Origin of the sequence: Mesotoga sp. UBA5825 (assembly GCF_002432955.1) — a bacterium.
In the GTDB taxonomy this organism is placed as follows: domain Bacteria; phylum Thermotogota; class Thermotogae; order Petrotogales; family Kosmotogaceae; genus Mesotoga.
The window spans coordinates 1-26,096 of the sequence record NZ_DJHG01000095.1 but is presented as its reverse complement, the minus strand read 5'-3'; the positions used below and the strand labels follow the sequence as shown (position 1 = coordinate 26,096).

The 26,096-nt window shown below is 44.3% G+C and carries 23 protein-coding genes and 2 pseudogenes; 12 read left to right on the top strand and 13 right to left on the bottom strand.

The annotated features are described in order from the left end of the window. Positions 1-50: 50 nt before the first annotated feature. Complete coding sequence (locus B3N33_RS09535; RefSeq protein ID WP_292593169.1) at positions 51-515, bottom strand: hypothetical protein; 465 nt, start codon at positions 513-515, stop codon at positions 51-53. Positions 516-649: 134 nt separating this feature from the next. Between B3N33_RS09535 and B3N33_RS09530 the strand changes: the two genes are divergently transcribed. From B3N33_RS09530 to B3N33_RS09500, 7 genes are all read left to right on the top strand, one after another. Then, positions 650-1,501, top strand: a complete 852-nt coding sequence (locus tag B3N33_RS09530) for an aminotransferase class IV (RefSeq protein WP_214061207.1) — start codon at positions 650-652, stop codon at positions 1,499-1,501. 137 nt (positions 1,502-1,638) lie between these two features. Further along, positions 1,639-3,723, top strand: coding sequence for a peptide ABC transporter substrate-binding protein (locus B3N33_RS09525; RefSeq protein ID WP_292593167.1), 2,085 nt, complete (start codon positions 1,639-1,641; stop codon positions 3,721-3,723). 70 nt (positions 3,724-3,793) lie between these two features. Continuing rightward, positions 3,794-5,170 (top strand): M14 family zinc carboxypeptidase, encoded by a 1,377-nt coding sequence (locus B3N33_RS09520; RefSeq protein WP_292593165.1) that lies wholly within the window; start codon positions 3,794-3,796, stop codon positions 5,168-5,170. After that, a complete protein-coding gene (locus B3N33_RS09515) occupies positions 5,167-6,153 on the top strand; it encodes an ABC transporter permease (RefSeq protein ID WP_292593163.1) in 987 nt (328 codons plus the stop codon). Before B3N33_RS09520 ends, B3N33_RS09515 begins: the two co-directional genes overlap by 4 nt. A gap of 2 nt (positions 6,154-6,155) precedes the next feature. Next, positions 6,156-7,088, top strand: coding sequence for an ABC transporter permease (locus tag B3N33_RS09510; RefSeq protein ID WP_214060486.1), 933 nt, complete (start codon positions 6,156-6,158; stop codon positions 7,086-7,088). Between the two features lie 5 nt (positions 7,089-7,093). Continuing rightward, positions 7,094-8,077 (top strand): ABC transporter ATP-binding protein, encoded by a 984-nt coding sequence (locus B3N33_RS09505; RefSeq protein ID WP_214060487.1) that lies wholly within the window; start codon positions 7,094-7,096, stop codon positions 8,075-8,077. Continuing rightward, a complete protein-coding gene (locus tag B3N33_RS09500) occupies positions 8,074-9,072 on the top strand; it encodes an ABC transporter ATP-binding protein (protein ID WP_214060488.1) in 999 nt (332 codons plus the stop codon). The genes B3N33_RS09505 and B3N33_RS09500 overlap by 4 nt, the downstream gene beginning before the upstream one ends. A gap of 73 nt (positions 9,073-9,145) precedes the next feature. Here B3N33_RS09500 and B3N33_RS09495 read toward each other — a convergent pair whose 3' ends face one another. The 3 genes from B3N33_RS09495 to B3N33_RS09485 form a co-directional block, all read right to left on the bottom strand. Further along, positions 9,146-10,426 carry an alpha/beta hydrolase gene (locus tag B3N33_RS09495; protein WP_214060112.1) on the bottom strand — a complete coding sequence of 427 codons (1,281 nt, stop codon included), beginning with the start codon at positions 10,424-10,426 and terminating at the stop codon, positions 9,146-9,148. A gap of 141 nt (positions 10,427-10,567) precedes the next feature. Next, positions 10,568-11,761, bottom strand: a complete 1,194-nt coding sequence (locus tag B3N33_RS09490) for an ABC transporter permease (RefSeq protein WP_292593160.1) — start codon at positions 11,759-11,761, stop codon at positions 10,568-10,570. Further along, positions 11,748-12,497 (bottom strand): ABC transporter ATP-binding protein, encoded by a 750-nt coding sequence (locus B3N33_RS09485; RefSeq protein WP_292593158.1) that lies wholly within the window; start codon positions 12,495-12,497, stop codon positions 11,748-11,750. The genes B3N33_RS09490 and B3N33_RS09485 overlap by 14 nt, the downstream gene beginning before the upstream one ends. 266 nt (positions 12,498-12,763) lie before the next feature. Between B3N33_RS09485 and B3N33_RS09480 the strand changes: the two genes are divergently transcribed. Genes B3N33_RS09480 through B3N33_RS09470 form a run of 3 tightly spaced genes read left to right on the top strand, consistent with a single transcriptional unit; the run spans position 12,764 to position 16,151 of the window. After that, positions 12,764-14,194 (top strand): TldD/PmbA family protein, encoded by a 1,431-nt coding sequence (locus B3N33_RS09480; RefSeq protein WP_214060114.1) that lies wholly within the window; start codon positions 12,764-12,766, stop codon positions 14,192-14,194. After that, entirely contained in the window at positions 14,194-15,468 is a 1,275-nt protein-coding gene (locus B3N33_RS09475) for a metallopeptidase TldD-related protein (RefSeq protein WP_292593156.1), read from the top strand. Before B3N33_RS09480 ends, B3N33_RS09475 begins: the two co-directional genes overlap by 1 nt. Before the next feature lie 17 nt (positions 15,469-15,485). Then, positions 15,486-16,151, top strand: a complete 666-nt coding sequence (locus tag B3N33_RS09470) for a nitroreductase family protein (protein WP_292593154.1) — start codon at positions 15,486-15,488, stop codon at positions 16,149-16,151. 76 nt (positions 16,152-16,227) lie between these two features. Here the strand turns inward: B3N33_RS09470 and B3N33_RS09465 are convergent, their stop codons facing one another. The 4 genes and pseudogenes from B3N33_RS09465 to B3N33_RS09450 form a co-directional block, all read right to left on the bottom strand. Continuing rightward, complete coding sequence (locus B3N33_RS09465) at positions 16,228-18,285, bottom strand: heavy metal translocating P-type ATPase (RefSeq protein ID WP_292593152.1); 2,058 nt, start codon at positions 18,283-18,285, stop codon at positions 16,228-16,230. Continuing rightward, the gene (locus B3N33_RS09460) at positions 18,266-18,637 is read right to left on the bottom strand and encodes an ArsR/SmtB family transcription factor (RefSeq protein ID WP_214078562.1); all 372 of its coding nucleotides are present in this window, start codon (positions 18,635-18,637) and stop codon (positions 18,266-18,268) included. The genes B3N33_RS09465 and B3N33_RS09460 overlap by 20 nt, the downstream gene beginning before the upstream one ends. 67 nt (positions 18,638-18,704) lie before the next feature. Continuing rightward, a pseudogene (locus B3N33_RS09455) lies at positions 18,705-19,762 on the bottom strand (PhoPQ-activated protein PqaA family protein). 213 nt (positions 19,763-19,975) lie between these two features. After that, positions 19,976-20,653 (bottom strand): hypothetical protein, encoded by a 678-nt coding sequence (locus B3N33_RS09450; protein ID WP_292593149.1) that lies wholly within the window; start codon positions 20,651-20,653, stop codon positions 19,976-19,978. A gap of 128 nt (positions 20,654-20,781) precedes the next feature. On the opposite strand from B3N33_RS09450, the gene B3N33_RS09445 reads away from it, so the two are divergent. Then, positions 20,782-21,441, top strand: coding sequence for an HAD family hydrolase (locus tag B3N33_RS09445; RefSeq protein WP_214061482.1), 660 nt, complete (start codon positions 20,782-20,784; stop codon positions 21,439-21,441). On the opposite strand, the gene ltaE is transcribed toward B3N33_RS09445, so the two are convergent. The 3 genes from ltaE to B3N33_RS09435 form a co-directional block, all read right to left on the bottom strand. Next, entirely contained in the window at positions 21,419-22,456 is a 1,038-nt protein-coding gene (ltaE, locus tag B3N33_RS09440; RefSeq protein ID WP_214078566.1) for a low-specificity L-threonine aldolase, read from the bottom strand. The two genes, B3N33_RS09445 and ltaE, sit on opposite strands and share 23 nt — an antisense overlap. A 314-nt stretch (positions 22,457-22,770) precedes the next feature. Further along, positions 22,771-22,968, bottom strand: coding sequence for a hypothetical protein (locus B3N33_RS13065; protein ID WP_414674207.1), 198 nt, complete (start codon positions 22,966-22,968; stop codon positions 22,771-22,773). Continuing rightward, positions 22,911-23,192, bottom strand: coding sequence for a DUF3795 domain-containing protein (locus tag B3N33_RS09435; protein WP_292593147.1), 282 nt, complete (start codon positions 23,190-23,192; stop codon positions 22,911-22,913). Before B3N33_RS09435 ends, B3N33_RS13065 begins: the two co-directional genes overlap by 58 nt. 92 nt (positions 23,193-23,284) lie before the next feature. Here B3N33_RS09435 and B3N33_RS09430 point away from each other — a divergent pair, with 92 nt between their 5' ends. Beyond that, positions 23,285-24,022: an acyl-[acyl-carrier-protein] thioesterase gene (locus B3N33_RS09430; RefSeq protein ID WP_214079574.1), complete on the top strand. Its 738-nt coding sequence runs from the start codon at positions 23,285-23,287 to the stop codon at positions 24,020-24,022. A 22-nt stretch (positions 24,023-24,044) separates the two neighbouring features. On the opposite strand, the gene B3N33_RS09425 is transcribed toward B3N33_RS09430, so the two are convergent. Then, complete coding sequence (locus B3N33_RS09425; RefSeq protein WP_349682160.1) at positions 24,045-25,139, bottom strand: KamA family radical SAM protein; 1,095 nt, start codon at positions 25,137-25,139, stop codon at positions 24,045-24,047. A 376-nt stretch (positions 25,140-25,515) separates the two neighbouring features. Further along, positions 25,516-26,096 (bottom strand): annotated as a pseudogene (locus tag B3N33_RS09420) (hypothetical protein); the annotation flags it as partial.

The following is a 26,096-nucleotide window of genomic DNA, read 5'->3' as shown; positions in this document are numbered from 1 at the left end:
ACCTCCTGCCTCAGATCATAGGTGAATGAGTTCTACCCGTGAACGACACGTTATACTCCAAACGTGTCCCTAAAAAAACGCTTAGTTTCCCTTACGTTTAGGTATCTCCTGAAGGTCAATTTCATTTTTCCGCCTGTCCAGACTATCTTCATCACGGTACTTTCTGTGTTAGCACCTCCTGATGAAGAGTCCATAGTACTGGAGACCTTGACCTTTTTCAGTGAATCTTTCGGAATGAAGAGATTGCCAGGTGTTTCGTTCAAAATCTCTTCTCTTGTCTTTTCGTTGTACCTGTCAAGCATAGAATAGCCTGCCGACATCACAGATGCCATCTTCTTAAAGAACCCTTCGTTTCTTTCTTCGGAGGCTTCCTTTGCCTTCTTAACGGCTTCATTTGTTATTGATTTAGTCAACTGCACCAACAAGAGTCCCTCTGGAATCACAACAACATCGTAAGCCTTGCTTCCAAGAAGCCCCGAAGAGCCCCCTGGAAAGACCGCCAAAACATCGTCCATATGAAAAACCTCCAAAAGAAAAATCTGCTTACGGTTCCGTTATATTCTATCATTGATGTGCTGTCTTACCGCAAACTAATAGTCTGTTGATGCATAATGGTGTTATGAACGAAGTGAAGCTGGAGGAGGCACTTATGTGGGCATTTTACGATGGCGAATTTGTTCAAGAAAAGGGTAAGCATGTTCAACTGGAGAATAGGGGACTCACTTTTGCGGACGGTCTCTTTGAGGTTGTAAGGACAATCAAAGGCAGGATATTATTCTTCGAAGATCACTTCACGAGGATGATTAAGAGCGCTGCTTTCTTCAACATGGAGATTCCGTTCACTTCGCAAGAGACAAAGGAGTTTGCATCGGAACTAATCAGAAGAAATGCAATTGAAGACGGGGAGCTCTATATACAACTTACAAGAGGAACAGATCTTCACAGAGAACACAGATTTCCTTCAGAGAAAACCCCAAGCACGTTCTTTATGCTTGCACTTCCATTGAGAAGAATTGATGCAGAGAACTGGAAGAATGGAGTTAAGCTTTTAACCTATCCTGATCTAAGACACAAGCTATGTGAGCACAAGACGATAAATCTGCTGCCCAACGTTCTTGCCAAGAACTTCGCCTATAGCAAAGGAGGCTACGAAGCTTTGATGTTTAGAGACTTTGAAGGCAAGAAAGTTGCCACAGAAGGTGGCAGTTCGAATTACTTTCTTGTGAAGGACGGTGTTTTTTTCACTCCAGAAATCGATAACATTCTCCCGGGCATAACGCGGGGAAAAGTGATCGACCTTATTAAGAAACTGGATTATCAGGTTGTCGAAAAACCGGTTACCGTAGATGAATTCCTTGAGGCTGAGGAAGTCTTTCTCGTAAGCACAGTCTCCAGGGTGATGCCTGTCAGAGCGATAGACCAAGTCTGTTTCAGCGTATGTGGTGATTATACTAGACAGATAATGCAGTCTTACGAAGATCTCTTCTTCTCTTCCAGGTGAATGATTTGGTATTAACTTGTGTTGGAAGGTAAACAATGCGTATAAATCTTCCCTGTTTTGGGAAATCTTCTCTGTGACTGGTATATAATTACATAAATTTTCCGTGTTCCAAATAATCTTTCTTGGAGGTGTGCGGGATGAAAAAGCTCCTGGTTTTCTTTCTAATTATTCTCTTCTCAGCGTTCTTGTTGGGACAGGTTCTCCCGGAAGAGGCGATTCCTGTAATCGAATCAAAAGGAATCATGTCTTCAGTCGATGAATCACCGTTAACTTATTCAGAATTCAGGAATGCAGTTGAAAAGGCCTTTCCCGGCAAGGGAAATCTGATCTCCGGAGCAGGAGAGGTCTTGAGAGCGGACTTCGCCGTTGCGATGGTTGAGGTTCTCGGTCTGAAGTCTGAAGCTCAGTCCTACGATGAGATTTGCACCACAGCAACTGACGAGTGGGACGCTCCGGTGGAGGCATGGGGAGCCCTCACTGTTGCTTACAGGAGCAATCACCAACTTCTCGATTTCCGATATGGCCACTTGATCGAGGCCAGCTCACCCATCACAAGGGAAGAGGCCGCCATTTCGATCTACATGGCTATGAATCCTCCAGTTAGGGGCGGAATGGCAACGACTGCGGTTACTGCCGATGCTCCTGGTTTCAACACCTTGTTCACTTCTTCCGGACTGACATGGACGATCTGCAATATCATTGGCGATGGAATAACCGGAACAGACAAGGACGGATTCTACTTCCCGAGAATGGTCAAGAGAATGCCAAGTCTAGAAAACGGGCTGATGGTAATAAACGAAGACGGTTCACTTACGATAACTTACGAGTTAAGAAAGGGAATGAAGTGGCACGATGGAGAGCCAGTGACTGCCCATGATGCGAAGTTCCAGTGGGAAGTTATGAACAGCGGCGCCCCGGTTACGACGAACTACTTCGAGAGGTCAGTATCCGAAGTCAATGTAATTGACGACTATACATACTCTATTACCCTTCCTGAACCCCTAAGTAATGCCGAGCTGGGGTCTTCCGTCTATGCCTATTATTTCGGCTGGTTCCAGCTGCCGGAACATGTCTACAGAACAAGCTTCGAAGCAGCAAAAGCAAGCGGAAACTGGGATCGTTTTGTTGAAGAAGCTACGAAGAATCCTATTATGACAGGACCCTACAAGTTCAAAGAATATGCTGAAGGTCAGTATGTGATAATGGAAGCTTTTGATGACTATTATATGGGTAGGCCGAACATCGACCAGCTGGTAATGAGAATCATTCCTGACATGGACGTTGTTTTTGCTTCCACACTAAATGGAGAAATCGATTTCGGCAGGTACACCCTCTCCCTCAAACAGTCGGTACAGCTGGAGAATCAACGGGCAGACATGTTCAACGTTTTCTATACACCAAACATTGCTTACGATAACCTGAACTTGAATCTAAGGGATCCCGAGGATACAACAAAACCCCATCCGATCTTTGGAGATAAGAGGGTAAGGCAGGCCGTTCTCTATGGTATAAACAGAGAGCAGATAAGCAATGTAGTATACGCTGGACTGGCCGAAGTGGTGGATACCTGGATTACTGATCTACATCAGATGAGAGAAGCTCTTAAGGCGCCAGATGTTAAACATTACGAATACAATCCCGCAAAGGCCAAAGCACTGCTTGAAGAGGCTGGCTGGAAGCTCAACAACAGAGGTATCTATGAGAAAGACGGTAAAACCTTGAAGTTCAAGCTTTCTCTTGCTTCGGGAAGTGGAGATTATCAGATGATGGCACAGATTATCCAGGGCATGCTGAAACAGGTCGGAATGGACGTCGAGATCGATGTGAAGCCTGCTCTCGTTATATGGACAGAGGCTTTCCCTTACGGAAACTATGATGCTTTGCTTTCCGGCTGGGGTTATGGTGTCAGCGACGAAGCAGCCAATTACTGGACCACCGATCAGATACCTTCTGACGAGAACTACTGGGGAGGAATGAACTATACCGGCTGGGCAAACGCTGAAAACGATGAGATAATTAACGCGGCCGCAAAGGAGCTTGATCCAGAGAGGAAACAGGCTCTCTATGAAAGGCATTTCGCGCTCTGGACGGATGAGCTTCCCGTTCTGCCGTTAGTAGTTGCACCAACACCTCATTTTGCAAAGAAGTACATCAAGAGTTTCAACTCTGGATATGATAATGGACTCGGCTGGATAATCCAGAACTGGTACATAGATAGATAATTGGCTTCTTTGGGGGAGAAGATGAGCTTCTCCCCCATGTTTTCTTACATCATCTTTCGGAGGTTTCAACATGAAGTTCAGAGAACTTATCGATGCAGTCCCCGACTACAAGGAGTTCTTCACAGTCGAGGAAATGGACCAGAGATCGTTCGAACTCGCAAAGAAGTATCCAGACAAAGTCAAGATATATGAGGCAGGAAGATCACGTGCCGGAAATCCAATCTATGTTCTGGAAATTGGTAAAGGTAAAAAGAACTCACTTCTGTTCGGCTGTCCCCATCCAAACGAGCCGATAGGTGCAATGATGCTGGATTTCCTGAGTGAGAAGCTTGCAAGCGATGACGCTTTTCGCGATGGATTCGACTTCACCTGGCATCTGATAAAGGTAATTGATGTCGATGGCACAAAGCTGAATGAGGGGTGGTTCAAAGACTCTTCTTCAATAAGAAAGTATGCAGGCAACTTCTACAGACCGCCGGGCCACGAACAGGTTGAATGGACCTTCCCTGTTGATTACAAAACTCTGCATTTCCACTCGCCATTGCCGGAGACAGAAGTGCTTATGAAGCTTATTGAAGAGAAGAAGCCGGATTTCATGTACTCTCTTCACAATTCCGGGTTTGGAGGGGTCTATTATTATGTGAGTGACGCAGTTCCAGAACTCCATGAAACTTTCAGGAAACTTCCAGGTTTGTTTGGTTTGCCCCTTTCTCTTGGAGAGCCGGAAGCGCCTTTTTTGGAGCAGCTCGAACCTGCTATTTTCAAGCTTTTCGGAATGGCTCAAGAGTACGATTATCTAAAGAAGAATCTTGGTCCAAACAAAGACCCAGCAGACGTCATCAAAGCCGGTACTAGTTCTGATGATTTTGCTTCATCCGTGGCCGATACGTTTTCCTTGGTTTGTGAGATGCCATACTATTATGATGCAAGGGTCGAAGACATGTCTGAAGCAGAGATTACGAGGAAGGAAGCGCAGAGATTCAACTATCAGAGGTCCGTCGAGAATTTTGAGTTTGTGAGCGAAGTGTTGAAAGCGCTCGAACCTTACGTTATAGACAGAAATTCGCCGTTCTACAGAGTCTTCAAGAATGTTCTTGAAACCTACCCAGATCAACTTCAAGCGCAGAAGAATTGGATTGAAAATGACCAGTCTCTGGAGAGAAAGGCAAGTATGGCAGAGGTCTTTGATAATAAGATTGTCAGCCAGTTCTATCAATCATTGATGCTAGGGATGCTAAAAAGATTGGTCAGGGAGAATGATGACGGGTCGGAGAAGCTGTCGGCAATCTCCAAGATGGCTGATGAGGCATTTGAGAGGAAAATGGAGTATCTTGAAGAAAATCTCAACTACACTACAATCCCCATAAAGAGTCTTGTCAGTGTTCAGCTGATTGCAGGTTTGAATGTTGCCGATTATATTCAGAGAAGGGAAAGCCGGATATCGTGAAAGTATATTTCCTGAAGAGGTTTCTCGAACTTATCCCGGTCTTCTTTGCAATATCGATCATAATATTTGTGATAATGAACTCCATGCCGGGAGATCCTCTCCTCCAGATGAGAATGCAGAATCCTCGGGCAATGGCCAACGATCCTCAGAGGATGAAGGAACTAAGGGAGTATTATCGCCTTGATGATCCTCTTCCGGTGAAATACTTCTCATGGCTGAAGAGTGTTATGATTGGCGACCTGGGATATTCGAGCATGTACAAGACTCCGGTAATAGACCTCATTGTTTCACGGCTGCCGAATACTTTAATCCTTACTATCACCGCATGGTTGATTGGGCTGGTAGTAGCTCTTCCTATTGGGATACTTTCGGCAGTAAAGAAATATTCTGTTTTCGATTACTCAACGACTGTATTTGCTTTTGTGGGAATCTCTTTGCCTGGATTCTGGTTTGCTTTGATCGCGATAATAATTTTCAGCGTTGGTCTCGGTTGGTTTCCCGTTTCCGGTATGTCAACCTATGGGGTCACAGGTACTTGGAATGTCTTTGTTGACAGACTGAGACATCTCGTACTTCCGGCCTTTGTTCTAGGTTTGGTACAGGTTGCTTCTTGGGTAAGGTATATAAGAACGTCTCTGCTGGAAGTTCTTGATCAGGATTATGTTAGAACTGCGTATGCGAAAGGGGTTCCCGATAGAAAGGTCATCATCAAGCACGCTCTTAAGAATGCTATGATACCGATTATCACCATAATCGCCCTAGACATTCCATATTTCTTCGGCGGAGCATTGATCATTGAAACGGTCTTCTCCTGGCCGGGAATGGGGAGACTTATGTACAACGCGGTTATTTCAAGCGATTACAATTTGGCGATCAGTTGTCTGATGTTTCTGGCTATCATAACCCTTATTTCAAATCTCGTTGCTGACTTCCTGTATGTGTTGGTCGATCCAAGAATCAGAATGAGCAGAAAGGGAGCTTAGCTATGCGAAAATTCTTCTATAAAAGGAAACTTGACGAAATCGAGGAGAAGGCGCGCCCGATCCATATAAACAGTTACAGGCAGTTGGTATGGGCAAAGTTCAAGAGTCATAAACTTGCCGTGTTAGGTGCCGTGATGCTCATTGGAGTTGTTATATTCACTCTGATAGGTCCGCTCTTCATCGATGTGGGCTACGAGGATATGGATTTCTCTAACCTCTTTTCTCCGCCGTTTACAGAAGGTCATTTATTTGGAACAGATGAACTGGGACATGATGTACTTGTTAGAGTAATGTATGGTGGAAGAATATCTCTATTCGTGGGTTTCGCCTCTGCAGTCATAACCACTCTCATTGGAACTGCCGTAGGTTTGTTTTCAGGCTTCTATGGAGGACTGGTAGATAGATTCCTGATGAGATTTGTGGATGTGATGCTTTCTATCCCTATGTTTCCAATTCTAATCACCCTTACACTTGTCTTTGGCTCCGGGATATCTAATATCATTCTAGTGTTAACGGTCTTCGGCTGGATGGGTGTTTCCAGGTTGGTCAGGGGACTGGTTTTATCGATAAGAGAGACCGAGTATGTTATGTCGGCCAAAGCTATGGGGGTCAGAAATGTGAGAATCATTCTCAGACACGTTCTGCCAAACGTAGTACCAATTGTAATTGTCTCTGCAACATTGAACATGTCTTACGCGATTCTCGCCGAGTCGTCCCTTAGCTATCTTGGGCTTGGCATACAGCCTCCCATGCCGTCATGGGGTAATATGCTTCAGAGAGCCATGAACTATATTCTTGGCACAACTACTGGGGTAAATCCATGGTGGCTTACCGTCTTCCCGGGATTCTTCATATTCATCACAGTACTGAACGTGAACTTTCTTGGAGATGGACTTAGAGATGCTCTGGATCCGAAATTTGTGAGTGAGAGTTGAAAAACATGGAAAGAATACTCGAAGTTGACAACTTGAAGATTTCCTTTAAAACCCAGCTTGGAAGGATAACACCTCTAGACGGGGTCTCCTTTAGTCTATCAAAGGGAGAGACTCTCGGGATCGTGGGAGAATCTGGCTGTGGCAAGACAATCACAGCTTTCTCAATAATGAGGTTGCTCCCAAAGAACTCCTTTCTCGGTGAAGATACAAGAATTGCTTTCAGAGGGAAGGACATTTCGACGCTCGGCAAGGAAGAGCTTCAGAGGATTAGAGGCAAGTCGATATCTATGGTATTTCAGGAACCCATGACCTCATTGAATCCCCTCTACACGATCGGATGGCAGATTTCCGAAGTATATAGACTGCACGAAGGTCTTAGTGAGGAGGAGGCAATGTCGAGGAGCGTGGAAATGCTCCGGCTTGTTGGGATTCCAGAGCCTAAGAAGAGAGTCACGGAATTTCCACATCAACTGTCTGGAGGAATGAGGCAGAGAGTAATGATTGCTATGGCGCTCGCCTGCAGCCCGGAGGTGCTCATTGCCGACGAACCAACTACAGCGCTTGACGTAACCATTCAAGCCCAGGTTTTGGAGCTAATGAACGAGCTGAAGGATAAGTTCAGCACAGCCACGATAATCATTACGCACGATCTGGGAGTAATTGCCGAAATGTGTGATCGAGTTCTTGTGATGTATGCCGGTCAAATTGTAGAGAGCGGTGGGATATTCGATATCTTTGACAGTCCAATGCATCCCTACACAAAGGGGCTGATCAACTCGATACCGAAGATAGAAATTTCCAAGAAAGAACAGAGAAAACTGAATGTTATAAGTGGTTATGTTCCGCATCCTTCAAGCTTTCCTGAAGGATGTAGATTCAGGCCCCGGTGCTCGGTGGCATTTGATAGGTGCCTGGAAAAACCTCCTCTGATCGATTCTGAAAACGGGCATTCAGTTCGTTGCTGGCTTTTCGAAAGGAATGATCGATGATGTCATCTCCAATAGTAGAAATCAAGAATCTGAAGAAGTGGTTTCCTATAAAGAGCGGTTTCAGAAAAAAATCGCATCTTAAGGCTGTAGACGGCGTGGATCTGCACATATTCAAAGGTGAGACTTTAGGACTTGTCGGAGAATCGGGTTGTGGAAAGACTACAATAGGAAGAACTCTAATAAAAATCTATCAGCCTACAGATGGAGAGTTTCTTTACAGAGGGGGAGGTTCCACGGATGACAACGTAGATATCTTCTCTCTTTCCGAATCGAAAATGAGACCCTTCAGGAAAGAGATACAGATGGTCTTTCAAGATCCATATGCATCTCTCAACCCGCGAATGACAGTACATGACATAATTGCGGAAGGATTGAGAGTACACTCCGTTGGCAAGAGTAAAGAAGAGAGAAAGTCTATGATATCCGATGTCCTTGAAAAGGTAGGTCTGAGGCCAGAGTATATGTATCGTTACCCTCACGAGTTCTCCGGAGGGCAGCGACAGAGAATAGGAATAGCCAGATCGATGATCCTGAATCCTGCTCTTGTCATTTGCGACGAGCCTGTTTCAGCGCTTGATGTATCTGTCCAGGCACAGGTTATAAACCTTCTTGAAGATCTAAAATATGAGTTCGAGCTGACTTACCTATTCATTGCACACGATCTCGCGGTAGTAAAGCACATTTGTGACAGGATTTCGGTTATGTACCTGGGAAAGATAGTGGAAACAGCGGAGACAGACGAGCTTTTCAATAATGCGCTTCATCCCTACACTCGCGGACTGCTTTCTTCTATCCCCGTGCCGAATCCTCATTTGAGAAAGACGGGAAAGAGAGAGATAGTGAAAGGAGACATACCTTCACCTGTCGATCCGCCCGATACATGCAGATTTGTAAAGAGATGCCCGAAAGCCTTCGACAGATGCGGTAAAGAAAGCCCGTCGCTTAAAGAAGCAAGTGACGGTCATTTTGTATCGTGTTTTCTTTATGGTGAATGAGGATTGCCGTGAGCAGCCTATCAAAGTTTCTATGGGCCTAAATGCTCGATTGCGGAAACACCATGAGCGTTCCTTAGTCGAAGATGTATATCCAGGAGAACATTGTGTCGATGAGTTGTCTGTCGACATGTCTGAACTCATAGTAGTGATCGGGTGTTGACAAGCCATCTCTTACAGGCATGAAATAGTGGTCCAGACCGGGTAATAACTGGAAATAGACGTTGATTCGTGTCCAGAGTGCATTCATAAACATTATGTAGTCCTGAACGGTTGACTCGAAATCTGCATCACCCTGGACTATTAGGACCGGTATTTCCAATTCCCTTATGGTCTCAATATGATTCATTCTGTCAAGTTCATAGTAGTAGCCGGCCGTTGCCGCAAGAACAGGAGTACCTGGGGGTAATTTGCCATCCAGCGCGGCCTGCAAGTAATCTGTAAGAAGTTGTGTCTGCTGCCCTCTATCTGTTTCGTAAATCGATGCAAAGTACTTCTGCTTATCGATTATTACTTGAAGCTCTCTTCTGGCCGGGGTGGCAAGAAGAATAATCCCATCAACTCTAGGGTCTCTGGCGGCGATTACTGGGGCAACTCTGCCTCCGAGTCCGTGCCCAGCAAGAAATATTGATGAAACTGACGGTATTCTCGACGCGGCTGTTATTGCACTGACGACATCCTCAATCACTTCTGTTTCGATGCTAGGAGGGGATTGAGACAGCCGCTCTCCGAATACAAAGGATCTCTTGTCATACCTCAGAACGGCCACACCTTGAGTCGCCAGTCCCCAGGCTATCTGCCTGAATGGTTTGTTCGGCCCAATTGTAGAATCTCTGTCCATAGCTCCCGAATCATGTATGAGAATCACAAGTGGATACTTGTCAATCTCTTTGGGAACGGTAATTACTGCGGGAAGCCGGTATCTTCCCTCGCCAATTGTTATTTCAAACTCATCAAACTTGCTTGTGTCGATATACTCGGCTATACTTCCCGGTTGAAGAGTCGGTTGAATTACAAAAGTGTCGACCTTTCCCTGATCATCAATTACTACGTTGAAATCTATAAATCCTCTCTCGAACTGAGCGTGAAAGATGAAGACCGTGAAACCTCTTATCTCGCTCCTCTCTGTCGAGAAGACAAAAAGATAGTTTCCGTACTCGTCTCTTAGCTGCTGGAATTCTCTTTCCATTTCTTCAACATTGTACAGACCTTTTGCCCGCACGCTCTGCATTTCGTATGCAAGATAATAGTTGCCACGCAACAACAACTGGAGGTACCTATCGGCCAGTACCTCAGACCCAAGGAGTAGTGTGAAAGCTAAAAAAGCAGCAATTCCTAATGAAATTATTCTTCTCAACCCTGGCTTCTCCTAAAATAAGATTCCAACATTTTCGTTTCTAACTCAATGATAAACCAACAGCCCTCAATTGATGAAATTAAAACGGAGGGCGTTTGCCCTCCATTTACAATAATCAGGCTACTTCATACCAAAGGCATCTCAAGAACCTGAACTATCCATTATCTTTTCGCTGTTGAAGACCTTTGTCAAGAAGTATATGAACAGAGATATGTAAGCCAGATTACTCAACAACATTAGCACAAATCTCGTCATCACAAAGTTAGCAGTAATAATATCCTTCATGACGAAGATGGAGTTTACAAGCGGGATGAAGTAAAGCAGGAGGTTATCGGGTGACTCCATCTGCATAGTTGCAACTCCCAGTACTATTGCGATAATATATATGGGCATCACATAACCGCTTCCCTCTTTCATGTTTCTTGCTAAGGAGCCAAGGAGAACAATTAAGGCGGCTGCGAGCCCAGACATTGTCACCAGTGTAATGAAGAGACCAAAGAGAGTTGTGGCTGACAGGGATGAGAAATTGAGCTCACCAGCCCCAAATGCAGGTCCTCCAACTCTAAAAGCGATTATCAGACCGATGAAGGTGAATATGCTGTTCAAGATCGCAATAGTCATTACATACAGAATCTTCCCTGCAGCAATTGATGATCTCGACACCTGATTAACAAGCAGGACAGGCATGCTTCCCCTCTCTTTTTCGCCCGCAGTTGTGTCGAGGCCTATATTCATGGATCCGGCGAAGATGTAAATGAGCAGGAAATACGGGATCAATGTGGCCAGCAGCTCTGTTCCCTGAGATTCTTCCGGCGCAACATCTCTTTTCTCTACACTTACTAGATTGAGATCTTCGAGTGTCAATCCATGTTCGAGAAGCTTCTCCGAAAGAAGTAGAGATGAATATGACAATAGGGCATTCTGAACTATTTGAGCCCCATACGAAGAACCTCTTGAAGTCGAATTATAGAAGAGACGCGCATCTATCTTCTCTCCACCACGAACTCTTTCCGCGGCATCTGCGGGAAACTCTACCATGATTGAGTTCTCCTGGTTTCTGACCGATTCTTCGCTAAGATTTTCGTCAATTTCAAATGAAATCATCTGGTCAAGAAAATTCAGGAACCTCCCATCGGGCAAATTAACTATCTTCAGCTTGTAGACTGTTTTTTCGTAGGTTTTGGCTTGGGATGAAGAAACTGTGTTCATTACGAGGAAGATCACTGGCATGATCAACATCGGCAAAATAAGAACTGCGAAGACAGTTCGGGCGTCCTTGAATATATTCTTGAGTTCCTTTCGAAAGATAATTAGAGCATCCCTAAACAATCTCAATCACCCCTTCTCTGTCGGCAATCTTAAAGAACACGTCTTCAAGATTGTCTTCGCCAAACTTCTCATAAAGCCCTTCAAGAGTGTCGTCTTCAACTAGCCTGCCCTTGAAGATAATTCCAACTCTATTACATAGCTTTTCGGCAACAGACATGATGTGAGTGGAGATTATTATCGTCTTTCCCTGGTCGCGGTAGTCTTTGAGAAAGTCGGTGACTGTTCTTGCCGTAAGGATGTCCAGACCATTTGTGGGTTCATCAAAGATTATAACTTTGGGATCATGAATAAGACTGACTGCTATCGCAGCCTTTTGCTTCATTCCTGTAGAGAGCTTCCCGATTCTCTTGTCAAGGAAGTCATTCATATCCAGATATTCTGATAATTCCTTTGTCCGTCTAGAGATATCTGTGTCCCTCATATGACTGAGTTCGCCGTAGAATTTAAGCAGTTCCTTTGGTGTTAGGTTTCCCGATAGTTTCATATCGCTTGTAAGGAAACCGATTCTCTTCCGAACTTCTGTGGGTTGAACTACGCAGTCGAATCCCATTACGCTTGTCTTTCCTCTGTCTGGCTTGAGAAGAGTTGAGATAATTCTGAGGGTTGTAGTCTTTCCGGCACCATTTGGCCCTAGAAGGCCATAAATGCTCTTTGGCTCGGCGGAAAAGCTCAACGAATCTACTGCTACGACCTTTTTTCTTCGACTTTCGAAAGTCTTTGTGATTTTCTCAACCTTGACCATTTTTTGCCTCCTAAAAACGTTTGTTCCAGGGTGTAGAATAGCATTCTGTTGTTAATGTGAAGTGAAGAAATAAGAATCGCAAAAGAATATTTCATTATAGCGTGGATATTGATTAATTATATTCACAACAGAATTCATTTATTTCAATCCTTGATAAATTATAGTATAATTTGTCATAAGAAACCTGCTTGGAAATCCTAGAGTCTACTCTTCGGAGAAGGCTTGCTTAGTGATGAACAAAATACCATTGCATTAGGAGGTTCTAGATGAAGGTAGAAGATTCAAGATATCTAAACGATAAACGGGACTTGATGAAAAAACTTTTGCGTTCTCTGGAACGTGACTTTCCTTACGTTTCAGTTCTCGGCACGGATGTCAGGGGTAAACAGTACCAGGTGATGACAACTGGGATTAGCGTCAACGATTCGAGATGGTCCGAAAGAGGGTTCGTGCTCAGGATTCATGATGGAAGAGGTTACTTTGAATTCTCGTTTAATCAAATGGGGAATCAATCAGTTGAGGAAATTGTCAAGTATGTCAAGAGAAAGCTTTCTGCGTTCAGGAAAAGTATGAATGAGAAAAGTCTAGACGCTTCAGAAGTATCGATGTTCGAAGAAGAGGAATCAAAACTCTGTTTCAATGACGAAGTTGTAATTCTTCCGGGTTCTCTTTCGGCAGGAGAGATAATCGATAGACTTTCTTCTTTTAAGGATAGGGCTCACGAACTCTCCAATGAAGTGATAAACGTAATGGCCCTCATGGAAAACGTGCAAGTGAGTAAGCTCTTCATTTCTTCCAGGAAGGAGCTCTCACAATCCTACATCTGGTCTCAAGGTTATTTGTACGTCGTTGCCAGAAGAAACAAGAAGACCAAGTATAGTATGAAAGGTTTTTCGGGACTGAAGGGTCTGGAGGTTCTAGACGAGATGGAAGCGTTCGTCGGAAAAGTCGTCGAGAATGCTCGACTTCTGCTCTCGGCCGAGAGAATAGATCCAGGTGAGTACGATGTAATTTGCTCGCCCGATGTTGCGGGACTGATTGCTCACGAAGCTTTCGGACACGGAGTCGAAATGGACATGTTTGTGAAGGGGAGGGCAAAGGCCGTCGAGTATCTGGGAAAGCAGGTTGCGTCTGAGTTAGTCACGATGCATGACGGAGCGGCCGGTGTAAGAGAGGTTTCATCTTACGCTTTTGATGATGAAGGCAGTCTGGCAAAGGACACGGTGATAATAGAAAAGGGAATTCTCAAGAGGGGAATTTCAGATTTGATTTCTGCATCTGTTCTTGGAACTGAGCCGACCGGCAACGGTAAGAGGGAATCGTTTGAGAGAAAAGCATATGCACGCATGACGAACACATATTTCTCTCCGGGAAAAGATGATCTAAAAGATATGATCGAATCAATAGATTATGGTTTTCTTCTTGAGGACTATTACAGTGGAATGGAGGATCCCAAAAACTGGGGGATTCAGTGTGTCATAGCCTACGGACGCGAGATCAATAAAGGCCAGTTTACAGGTCGCATAGTATCTCCAGTAATGATGACAGGATATGTACCTTCATTGCTGAAGTCGATTTCCATGGTATCTGGAGATTTCAAGCTCTCAGGAACGGGAGCCTGCGGTAAAGGTCACAAGGAGTTCGCTAAAGTCTCTGCGGGCGGACCGTATATTAAGGCAAAAGCGAGGTTGGGATAATGATAGAGACGATTGTAAAGAACCTTGAAGCAAATTCAGTAGATGCATGGAGAATAAGGGAAGAGAATATTGAGAGTGAAGAGTATTTCTTTGTAGGGAACAAGGCAGATCTTGGAAGGGCGAAAAAGGTAAAGAAGTATGAAGTAACTGTCTACCGTGATTTTGAAGAGGGCGAAAAGAAATACAGGGGAAGCTCGACGGTTACCGTAAACCCGGGAACAACGGTTGAGGAAATCGTCCAGTCAATACAGGAGGCCTTTTTTGCTGCAGGGTTCGTTAAGAATCCCTGGTATCCAATGGCACCGAGATTTTCACGGAGATTCGAAACAGCCGAACATGACCTTCACGATCTTTCAAGAGACGCGATTGGAGCAATCTTTTACAATGAAAAACCGTCCAATTCATGGTTGAATTCTGTTGAGATTTTTGTGACGAGAAACGGGTACCACATTCTCAACTCTGAAGGTCTCGATGTGACTTTTTCAAAATATAGAACATACATCGAAAGCATTGTAAGTTCTTCTGGCAGAGAAGAAGTTGAGCTGTACGATCAGTTTCTCCTTGCGCTTCCCGATGTTGAACGTATAAGGGAAAGGATTTCCAGGCTACTTCTTATGGTCTGTGAAAGGGCTAATGCTGTTCCTACGCCAACTTTAGACAGGATACCGGTAGTACTTACGGGAGAGCCGGCGAAAGAGGTAATGAGATACTATTTGAAACAGGCAAATGCACGTCTTAAGTATGACAGGATATCCGAAGCTGAACCTGGAGACTCTGTTCAGTCAGGAGAATCGGGAGATAAGATAACGCTTGAAGTCGTACCGGAACTTGAAGGTTCATACTTCAGCCTTCCTGTTGACAATGATGGTTTTCTCATTGAGAAAAGGACGGTTCTCGAAAATGGGATCTTGAAGGATTACTGGGGTGACATCAAATATTCCCACTACCTGGGAATCGAACCAACAGGTGCTGTTATGAACTTCTCGGTTGGTCGTGGCAGTCTCAGCATTGACGAGATGCGAAAAGTCGATCATCTGGAGGTTAGTAATTTTTCGGCAGTTGACGTTGATGAAACAACGGGTGATTTCGGAGGAGAGATAAGATTAGGCTGGTATTTCGATGGTTCGGAGAGAATCGCGGTGTCGGGAGGTTCAGTAACCGGTAATCTAAGAGAACTTGATTCAATCTATCTGTCGAAAGAGACAGAACTGGACGGAGATTACTATGGACCGATCTCGATAGCAATAGAGGGGTTGAAGATTTCGGGTGAGTAGTTTTTGCGAAGGTGCACATGATTATTGAGACAATAAGAATGAGGCATTCAACGAGGAAGTTCCTCAGTTACGACCTGTCTGCTGAGGAGAAGGAAAGGCTAATGAACTTCTTCAGGGAGCTTCCCACTCTTCATTCTTTGCACCTGAAATGGACCCTTAGAGATCTAAACAAAGGATCGGGTGTTATATTTGCACCGTGTCCCGAAAGGCCGAACTGCCTTGTGGAATACGGATTCCAGGGAGAAATCATTGTTCTGGAAGTGACCAAGATGGGATTAGGCAGTTGCTGGAATGCCGGGATTAGAGAGGAAGGCTCTCCTGCAGGGATTATCCTTGGTAAGGAAGATTCAGGGAAGGTAACCTTAAACGATGTCCTTACCGGAATGGGGAGAAGGAAGGAGTTGAAATCTCTTGTCGAGGGACCGTTGCCCAAAGATGAGAGGTTGCTTCAAATATTGGAATCATGCAGACTTGCCCCTTCTTCGATGAATAGGCAACCCTGGAGATTCAACGTTCAGAATGGCGATCTATACATCTGGACAAAAGGCAACGTGATTGGAGGGGGCCACTGGATAGATCTTGGGATTGTGCTTTCACATGCATATATCACTGCGCTTGAGTTCTTCTCGAAGGTTTCGATAGAAAAAGCTGCCGGAGACAAATACAGAGTGATCATGAGTTAGCGACTAGTTGTTGCTTCGTTCTGAAACTTTGACTTCCTGCAGACATCGGATTGAGAAAAGAAAAGGTTCTTCTCGTTCATTCTCTAAGTAGTCTTAGTGAGTTCATAACAGCTACGAGAGTTACTCCAACATCTGCGAATACAGCCCCCCACATGTTCAAGAGACCCAGAGCGCCAAGGCAGATGAAAAGGATTTTTATTCCCAAAGAGATTACGATGTTTTGGATAGCTATGCTATTTGTCAGTCTTGAAAGCTCTATCGCTCTCGCGACTTTTGTGAGGGAGTCACTTGAGAGAACTACGTCTGCCGTCTCTATCGTTGCATCTGCTCCAGAATTTCCGATAGCGATCCCTACGTCAGCTCTAGCGATTACCGGAGCGTCGTTTATGCCATCGCCAACGAAAGCTGCATGTTTTCCTCTTCTCAAAGCCGATTCCACAATGTTCATTTTTTCCTCGGGGGTTGCTCCAAAAACGAAACCATCAAGCTCAAGGCTGGTGGACACAGAGGCCGCGGCATCGTAGTGGTCACCGGTAAGCATCACTATCTCCTTGATCCCAAGTTTTCTCAATCTAGCCAGGGCTTCTGACGAATCGTCCTTAAGAGCATCTGACAACTCAAACACTCCCTCAATGCTGCTATCTATTACCATAAACAGCTTGTTGGATCCATTGTCTCCCTTGTACTCGATTCCAAGATCCTCTAGGAGGCGATAGTTGCCTATACTGATTTCCTTGCCGTCGACTTCGGCTTTGACGCCCTTCCCAGCTATCTCTGAGTAGTTGGAAACGCTCTTGTAACTGGGAATCTCAGAGACCAACCTAACGAAACGATCTGCAATAGGATGAGTAGAATAGCTCTCAATAAGAGCTGCATATTCCAGCAACTCTCTTTCACTGTATTGGCCCACTTTTTCCATCCTAGTGATTTCCGGTTTTCCTTTAGTAAGTGTCCCCGTCTTGTCAAAAAAGATCGAGTCTACTTTTCCTAGAGACTCAAGATAGTTGCTTCCTTTGAAGAGTATTCCCTCTCTCGAAGCCTTTCCGATTCCTATGAAGTAGCTTAATGGCACGGATATTACCAGAGCGCATGGACATGAGATTACAAGGAGTATTAGCGCTCTGTGAAGCCACTCAGATATCGTACCTCCAAAAAGCAAAGGCGGGAAGATGGCGACAGATGCTGCAATCAATATAACAAACGGAGTATAGATTCTTGAGAATCTTGTGATGAAACGCTCCTTGTTCGACTTTCTCAGAGTTCCTTCTTCTACCAATTCAAGCATTCTGCTTGTATATGACTTCTCAAGAGTAGCTGAAGCTACAACTTCTATCACACCGGACTTATTGAGTGTTCCTGCGATAACAGCGTCTCCTTCACCGACCAAAACAGGATCGCTTTCTCCCGTAAGAAGCGATTTGTCGAGTGAAGTACTTCCTGAGTCTATTACTCCATCGATAGGGATCCTGTCACCAACTCTCACAATGAATCTGTCGCCGGGCCTAATCTCTCTTGCAGGTACTGTCTTCAACACTCCATCTACCATTTGAACAACTTCATCAGCTCGAAAATCAATGAGTTCTTTCACCGATCTCCTAGACTTCTGCAAAGCCAGCGATTCCAGAAGCTCGCCAAGACCGTAGAAGATCATTACTGCCACTGCCTCTGGCAGTTCGTGAATCAGAAATGCACCCAGGGTCGCCACAGTCATCAGGAAATTCTCATCGAAAAAGTCTCCCCTCAGGAGGTTCTTCAGGGCCCTCAAGATAGTATTGCCACCGGCGACGAGATAAGCAATCACAAACAGACCATATTCGAGAAACTCTCTGTCTCCGTGAAGAATTGTGGACAAAGCGATCGCAATTAGAAGCAGAGCTGTTGAAACAATCAGTCTTGTCAGTTCCACAACGGGAAAGTCTCTCACAATCTTGGAGTGTTCTAGCAGTGAGAGTTCTGGATCTTGTTTCTTTATTATCTCATTCAGTTCGTCCAGTGAGTGATTATTCTCACCATATATAACAACAGTTGCAGAAGAGAAATTAATCTTTGCATTAATCCCTGATCGTTCAAGCCGGTCTTCAATTTTGACTGCGCATTTAGGGCAATCTAGACCTTCAATTCTGTACTTCTTCATCCGACTCAACCTCAACCAATTCGTCAAAGTGCTCTTTTGCGATCTTTATCAGATCAATAACGTGATAGTCGCCTAAAGAGTATAGGACTGATTTCCCTTCTCTTCTACTCGTTACGAGTCTGAATGACCTAAGTAGCTTGAGATGATGAGAGATTGTTGGTAATGTTAATCCAAGAATTTCTGCAAGATCACATGTGCATAGGTCGGCGTTTGAAAGGAGGAAGACGATCTTTGTTCTGGTCTCATCGGAAATAACCCTAAAAAGCTCCGAAAGACCTGAGACTTCTTCCGCAGACTTTCTGTATCTCTCTTTGTCGACGTGGATTTCTCGACTTGGGCAAAGAGTGCTCACCAAAAACCCCCTTAACGATTAGATGCTTATCTAATCGATTATACTTCTTTTGGCTGCACTGGTCAAGTTATTTGCCCAATACTCTCGCATGCGTTGAAATAAGAAGCCCCTTACCACCAAAAGTGAAAACACCCTCAACGTAATAGACTGTCGGTTGTTCAAACGAGAATTCAGTTGCCTGGTTATCTTCGATAACCTTGAAGTCAAACTCTGATCTTTTGAAGTGGCCTTCAGGAGAAGAAGATGTCAAGATTCTTAGTTCCTTCAGCTCTGAGTCCCCTCTCTCGACTGTCGGGATGAACTTTGTGGAACTCCCGGATCGTTCTTCTGAAATGTTCAATGAAGAGAGAATTTCTCCCGTACTGAGATTATGGATCATCGAACTGATTGCTTGGGTTACCGTAAAGACTTCGTATTCATGTCCTGCGTTCGCAGCGTAAACCATGGAAGAATAGCCTGATAGTTCGTCTATGTACATCCTTGAAGCGTCTATTGGCCAGTAGGGATCGTTAGTTCCAACAACAATGAGTTTCGGGATATCCAGTTCAGAACGATAGGTGAAGGGATCTATGTACTCAAGCAAATCTCTCTTTGTCGGATCATCTAAACCATCTAGGATTCCACTTTCAACATATTCTCTTATTGAGGTACTAAAGCTTCCCCAGAACTCGAGCTGATGTTCCATTTTGCAGCGACATTCAGATTATCAAACGTGATGGGAACGATTCCTGTAACTCTCTTATCCATGGCAGCGGTGAGCCAGCAAGTCCATCCCCGTTTAGACCCGCCTGTCAAGATGAAGCCGTCTACAGTGTCTCCGTTATTCCTGGCATAGTTATCTAGGAGACTCATGGAAATGATGGTCGATTGAACCACAGGTAAGAGAGCGGGCCAACTGTAGTCACCGGTCTCAATGCATTAGGAGAATGAGTAACTCAATAACCAATCCTCCCTAATGCCACCAAAGAGGGGTTGGTTTGGAATATCGAATAGGACTGCAACATATGTTCGGTTTTGAAGTGCCAGCAATCTAAATAGGGAGAGTTCTTCCTGAGAATACTTGAAATTCCCTGTGATGAATACTACCGCAACATTAGATTTCACGCTGGGCGGTCTAATAATCATTAGGTGGTTCTGCCACTGAATATCCTGTCATAAAACGGAATCGAATCGAATTGTTTCAATCTCTATCAGTCCTTGCGAGGGTGTATCTACAACATGTGAGTTTGCTTCTTGGAGGGTTGAAGGAAGAGCGTGTGCTTGGAGAAAAGCATTTATTGTGACTCCTGAAAGTGCAGTTGCAGCAATCAAAATTGACGAAATGACATAATCCTCATATCAATCACTCAATACCTTTTCCAGAATATTGGTAACTACTCTTAGCCTATCAATCACATCATCCGGTGCAACGATCCTTATCGCTTCATTTGAAGCAATAAACATTATCAGATCCCCAAATTGGAAGAAGCGATAAGTTTGAAGCTTACTGTCAAGTTCAAAGGTAACCTCTTTGAATTCAGCCTCGCGGGGAATCACTCTGTTCCACAGCATTGGCTCCTCAACGTAGTGTATGCTGGAGACTCTTGCTGTCTCAACTGTGTCGGTCCTTATGATACATAGATGTCCATCTTCGTGTATTCCGTAGAATACCTCGTGCCTCTGGTCAAAGCAAGCAGGATGGAATAAGAATTCACTTCCCCCTCTAAGAACTAGCCTCACCGCTTTCTTCCGCTCGACTGCTTTCAGTAAAGTGAAGCTCACCCGATCCTCAGCTATCATCTGTGATTTCATGCTGTCTTCGAAGAGAGAAGGAAGGCGGTAAGACTCAGAGTAGAAGTATTTCCCTCTTTTTCTAGAGTACTTGAGTGGTGCTCCCAGGTTTATTCTCAAGTATCTGAAGTCCCTTAATGCCTGCCGGCTTGAGATTCCGAACTTCTGAGTATACTCTTTCATGGAGGCTTTGTCGTTGGTTGACAGGCGGTTGTGAAGCCAGATAATTCTCATTTCTCTAGACATGTCTGCCACCTCCGGTAGCTCGGATGAAGCCTGCCATCTTCGCAGAACCGTATTTGAAGATGATAGAATTGCATTAGTATTATACAGAATTGAATAGACTAAATCCAGAAGAGGGCAATGGAGAGCGTATGATTAGAGGGATCATTTTCGATCTGTTCGGCACTATTGTAAGTAATAGAAGGCTTTTCAGACCAATTTGCTCGAAGATGGCAGAAGACGTTGAAGTTCAATCGGAAGAGATAGAAAGAGACTTTGTCAGTCTATACAGAAGGTACTTCAATGACTGTCATAAGATGCCGTTTCAACCTGAGAGATACTACTACTATCTCCTTATAGCGGATCTCATCGACAAGTACAAGTTACCGGGAGATATGGAATCATACTGTAATTACATGTATGATTCTTTTTCAGAACTGCCGGCTTATCCCGATTCAAGGGTCTTGAAGAGGATCTGCAAGGACTATAAAGTCGCAATTCTGACGAATGCCGATGACGTCTTTGTCAGAAAAGTGGTTGAGAGAAATAGAATCCCTCATCATGTGCTATTGACTTCCGAAACGGCAAGATCATATAAGCCTTCAGAAGTGATTTTCAACGAGGTTCTTCTAATGTTGAAACTTGCCCGGAACGAGGTTTTGTTCATTGGCGACAGCATACAGGTCGACATGCTTGGAGCCGCCGGAGCTGGGATAAAGGGTATACTTATTGATCGCTCAAAGTCTTATTTTGATTACGCACCCAGAATCGAAAGTTTGGAGGATTTGCCTAGTTTGCTAAGGCAGTATTGAGAGCAGATTCGAATTCTATCAGGACTCTGTCGATATCATCACGCGAGACATTCAGATTCGTCACAAAGCGCCACTCTCCACCTTCTGGGGGATTTATCTTAATACCTTTATCCAGCAGTGTTTCTACTATAGGTTGTGAACTGACTTTCTTCGTGATTCTGAAGAAGACCATGTTTATATCCAGCCTTTCATTGAAAACATCCACATTCGGGATCTTCGAAAGGCCTTCGGCTAGATACTTCGCATTACAATGGTCGATTGAAAGACGATCTGTCATCCCTTCTAGAGCGTATATTCCTGCTGCCGCGATGATTCCGACCTGGCGCATCGCTCCTCCCATAATCTTTCTTCCCTTTCTTGCTTTGGCAATGAACTCCTTGGTCCCGGCTAGCATTGAACCAATCGGCGCCCCAAGTCCTTTCGATAGGCAGAACATTACCGAATCGGAATTTGCGGCGATTTCTGCCGGGCTAACCCCAGAGGCAATTGCAGCGTTGAAAATCCTCGCTCCGTCTAGATGGAGGGGGACATTTCTCGCTCTTGCCAATTCGTAGACTTCACTCATATACTTTAGAGGGAGTGTAATACCGCTTGAGTGCGCGTTTTCAAGGCAAATGAGGCCGGTTCTTGGATAATGAAGGTCTTCTGATCTGATCGCTTTCCTTATTCTCTCCACAGAGGGCATCCCATCGTCACAATCAAGGGTTCTCATTTGAACGCCCGCTATGACCGCAGAAGCACCCGCTTCGTGAACTATTATATGATTTGAGGCCGGGATTATTACTTCATCACCCCTGAGCGTGTGAGTAAGAATTGAGAGCTGATTTCCAAAAGTTCCGGAGGGTACAAAGAGAGAGGCCTCCTTTTTGAGAATACTTGCTGCGATCTCTTCAAGCTTGTTTACTGTCGGGTCGTCTCCGTAAACATCGTCTCCTACTTCGGCGTTGGCCATCATCCTGCGCATTTCCTCTCCTGGAACTGTAACTGTATCACTTCTAATATCGATCAGCTTCACGACAGCACCTCCAAAGGTTTGTTATGAAAACAATTATAAACCAAAATCATGATATTGAAAAAAAGCCGGATCTAATGATCCGGACTATATGGGGTTCCTATCTAAGGGGGATAGGGGGGTTATAAACTATAATTATTCTAGTTTGTTTTTGTTAATATCACTTTGTGTTAATAGGGCAACACTATGCAGGATGAATTACTTATTGCTTAATACCCGTTCGAGATTTTAACATAGCGCTGTCTGAAATCAATGGCTGTAGCTACACTATATAGGTGCTTATAGAAATGGACACTGCAACATGCAGTAGATAGATGTTACACTAGAAGAAAGATATTCTCGAGAAAAAGAATAATCGCGGTTCCGGCAAAGCCTTCATATCGTACCTGCTCTTCACTGTTCTTGAAATGTTCTCTGTGTACCTTATCTAGCCTGCTTCTTGCGCCGGGTAGAGTTCTTAGAAACCTGTCAAGTGTCTCGCAAGGGTAGCGATCGCATTCTCCACAATTTGAAATAGCCCTTTTTTCACAACAGATCTTGAAAGGGCAACCATCGTGCGTCTGAAATGCACATCACCGTGGCAACCGCTGCAGTTGATATCCATGAAGCTGAGGTCGAATCCGAAATCTTTTGACCATCTACTTGCCGTTTCCCTTCTCATTGAATCATCGTTGGCTAGAGTGGCTCTGTATGTGTCGCACTGAGCGCAGTCGATCCCGCAGAATGCTATTATATTCATACCAGTACCTGAACCTGCGACAATCAACAGCGTCTACACATGAGTAGAGCATAGCATTATGAGAGAAAAAGACAAATCTATGGAGGTAGAACTTGAAACCAATAGTAACCGAAGAGGTTTACAAAGTGAGATACTACGAGCTGAAGAACGATTGGAAGGCCTCAATTTCTGCTATTATGGATTATTTTAACGACATAGTCACTCTTCAGACAGTTGAGATCGGCCACGGCGTGGAGGTTATGAGTAAGGGCGAATATGCCTGGCTTCTGCTTCGTTGGGATATTGCAGTTAGCAGGTATCCAGATTTCATGGAGAGCGTGGTTGTCAGGACTACCCCGCATTCAATGGATAGGTTCTATGCTTATAGGCGTTTCGAGATATTCGACAATTCAGGGCAACGTATTGTTGAGGCAAATTCGCAGTGGATCTTGATCGATCAGAATCGACGAAGACCTGTTCGAATTGGAGAAGAGCTCTACAGAAGATATGGTATTGACGAGGGTTTTCACCGACCACTTTCTTTCCCTAAGATCTCTGAGTTTGAGTCAAAGGGAGAAATGACTACTCTGAGAGTTCGAAAGTCAGATCTAGACACTAATGGTCATTCGAATAACGTATCGTATGTTAAATGGCTTATGGAAGCGATTCCGGAAGAATTTGATGGCAAGACACTTCGAAGACTTACTATTGAGTACCGGCATGAATCTAGAAAAGAGGATGAGGTTCTTGTGGACGGGGTATTTCAAAATAAAAGTAGTTTCGTTGAGGGCCTTCATAGAATAAGTAAGCGTGAAAAGCTTCTGACGCTAGCCAGAACGGAGTGGATATGAGGGACGGTGTGTGCCGTCCTTCTTAAACAAGAGTATCTGGATCTACGTAGTCTTCCAGCCAATAGGCATCAGGATTTCTATCGAAAGCCATAAAGAGATCGTATCTTCTGGGATCTGCGGCTCTATGGTACTTCATATATATTTTGTTTTCATCAAGACCTACATATTCAATCTTTCCCGTTGCATGTGACATAACAAATCGAGCTCTCTTGGCAAGGCCCGAGACACTGTCTATTGACTTCTTGAAGATTTCGTAACCTCTTTCGGCAGGGACTGCGTAGGTGTGATTGCCTTTTGTAGGTCTGCACTGGAACACATAATAAGGGGGAATCCCAATAAACGAGAGCTTCTTGAATAGATCTGACATGACCTCAACGCTGTCGTTCACTCCACTTATCATAGGTGTTTGGTTGCATATTACCGCTCCGGCATCCCTCAAAATGTTTAGGCCCTTTACCGCTTGATCTGTCAGTTCTCTCGGGTGGTTAAAGTGGGACATTATATAGATTCTCTTCTGTGGAGTACTGTACTTACTGATCATTTCTGGCAGATCGGGATCGTTTATTATCCTATAAGGATTGAATGCAACCATTTTACTCCCGAACCTTATTATGCCCACGTGATCTATTTCTCTTAGCTGTCTCACAATGTCACCGAGTTTTTCTGTGGATAGTATTAGTGAATCTCCTCCTGTGAGAAGAACATTTGTAATCTCTCTGTGTTTCCTAATATACTCTATTCCTGGCCTGACGTCATTCACTATCTCTTTGTTGTCTGTCGAAAAGAGTCTCTTTCTAAAGCAGAACCTGCAAAAGCTTCCACAGACCTTCGAAACAAGGAGCAAAGCAGTATCCGTATACTTGTGTTCCGTTCCAGGGGCTACAGCATACTTGTGCTCCTGAGAAGCATCCAAATCCCCCCACTCGTCGAGTTCTTCAAGATCGGGAACGATTATCCTCTTTATTGGGTCGTGAGGATCCTTCCAGTCAATAAGTCCCAGATAATAGTCGTTGGCCCTAAAGGGATAGACTTCCGTAACCCTTCTCATTTCTCTTATCCGTTCTTCACTAAGGCCCTCGATTTTGTCAACACTTGTGAGGTATTTAGGACTATGCAAATTCACCACTCCTTACATTTGGATTTGGTTACACTAGAACACTTCTCTTCTAAATCGAGAAGATCACAAAAAACCAGATTCCCGAACAACTGGACTACTCAACATTAACCATGAACCTACACTTATCCTAGAGGAACACGAAGTATCAATGATATTAATCATACGAGTAAGCCAGCTTCGCACTCAAGAAACATGAGTCTGTGCACAAATAACGATAAATTATAACACATGAACTACTGTGCCTCGCTTAGATCGACGCATGATCTCGTTATGGATCTTCAAATGAGCTTTACAAGACCATACACCTTGGGGGTATAGAGAGAAGTGAAAAACCCCTCCGGAAAGAGGGGCTAGTATTGGTGAAATATCGGGATTTCTATTCGGTCACTAGAATGATATTTCCCATGTAATCGCCTGCAGGAGAGTATATCTTTCTGTTGAGTTGAGAATCAACATCATCAAATACCGCAGTACCGATTAAAGTATCTCCCGATTCGTTGACCGCGAAGAAGTGAATCTCATTGAAGTTGAAGATCCAGTCTGTTTTAACTACTGACTGTCTTTCCTGAGACAGAATCTCGTGCTGACCAGCAACGATTCTTACCAAATCACTATCAACTGAGCGAAGTGCATATGAGATTATCGTTACCTTTTCTGAGGTTTCAACCATAACTGTGAATCGATTCTCTGTTTTCATTCCCTTTTCGTCCATGACTTCCAGGAGGACCTCATTCTTTCCGATATCTTTTCTGGTGGGAATGAATGAATACCTCCCTTCAACTACTTCGCCAGGTCCCGACAAAAGCCTGAATTCAAGATTATCGCCATCTGGATCGCTCGCGAACTCTCTAAGGTATAAAGAATACTCGCTTCCTACCTCCGCGATGCCGTCTGGTATGAATAGATCTGCTGGTCTGTTCTTGTCTCTCACGTCAATTCTAATAAGAAGGCTATCCG

Bases quoted from the DNA above. Each gene is read 5' to 3' on its own strand.
- B3N33_RS09535 (WP_292593169.1), bottom strand. From the start codon at position 515: ATGGACGATGTTTTGGCGGTCTTTCCAGGGGGCTCTTCGGGGCTTCTT.
- B3N33_RS09530 (WP_214061207.1), top strand. From the start codon at position 650: ATGTGGGCATTTTACGATGGCGAATTTGTTCAAGAAAAGGGTAAGCAT.
- B3N33_RS09525 (WP_292593167.1), top strand. From the start codon at position 1,639: ATGAAAAAGCTCCTGGTTTTCTTTCTAATTATTCTCTTCTCAGCGTTC.
- B3N33_RS09520 (WP_292593165.1), top strand. From the start codon at position 3,794: ATGAAGTTCAGAGAACTTATCGATGCAGTCCCCGACTACAAGGAGTTC.
- B3N33_RS09510 (WP_214060486.1), top strand. From the start codon at position 6,156: ATGCGAAAATTCTTCTATAAAAGGAAACTTGACGAAATCGAGGAGAAG.
- B3N33_RS09505 (WP_214060487.1), top strand. From the start codon at position 7,094: ATGGAAAGAATACTCGAAGTTGACAACTTGAAGATTTCCTTTAAAACC.
- B3N33_RS09500 (WP_214060488.1), top strand. From the start codon at position 8,074: ATGATGTCATCTCCAATAGTAGAAATCAAGAATCTGAAGAAGTGGTTT.
- B3N33_RS09485 (WP_292593158.1), bottom strand. From the start codon at position 12,497: ATGGTCAAGGTTGAGAAAATCACAAAGACTTTCGAAAGTCGAAGAAAA.
- B3N33_RS09480 (WP_214060114.1), top strand. From the start codon at position 12,764: ATGAAGGTAGAAGATTCAAGATATCTAAACGATAAACGGGACTTGATG.
- B3N33_RS09475 (WP_292593156.1), top strand. From the start codon at position 14,194: ATGATAGAGACGATTGTAAAGAACCTTGAAGCAAATTCAGTAGATGCA.
- B3N33_RS09470 (WP_292593154.1), top strand. From the start codon at position 15,486: ATGATTATTGAGACAATAAGAATGAGGCATTCAACGAGGAAGTTCCTC.
- B3N33_RS09465 (WP_292593152.1), bottom strand. From the start codon at position 18,285: ATGAAGAAGTACAGAATTGAAGGTCTAGATTGCCCTAAATGCGCAGTC.
- B3N33_RS09450 (WP_292593149.1), bottom strand. From the start codon at position 20,653: ATGTCTAGAGAAATGAGAATTATCTGGCTTCACAACCGCCTGTCAACC.
- B3N33_RS09445 (WP_214061482.1), top strand. From the start codon at position 20,782: ATGATTAGAGGGATCATTTTCGATCTGTTCGGCACTATTGTAAGTAAT.
- B3N33_RS09435 (WP_292593147.1), bottom strand. From the start codon at position 23,192: ATGAATATAATAGCATTCTGCGGGATCGACTGCGCTCAGTGCGACACA.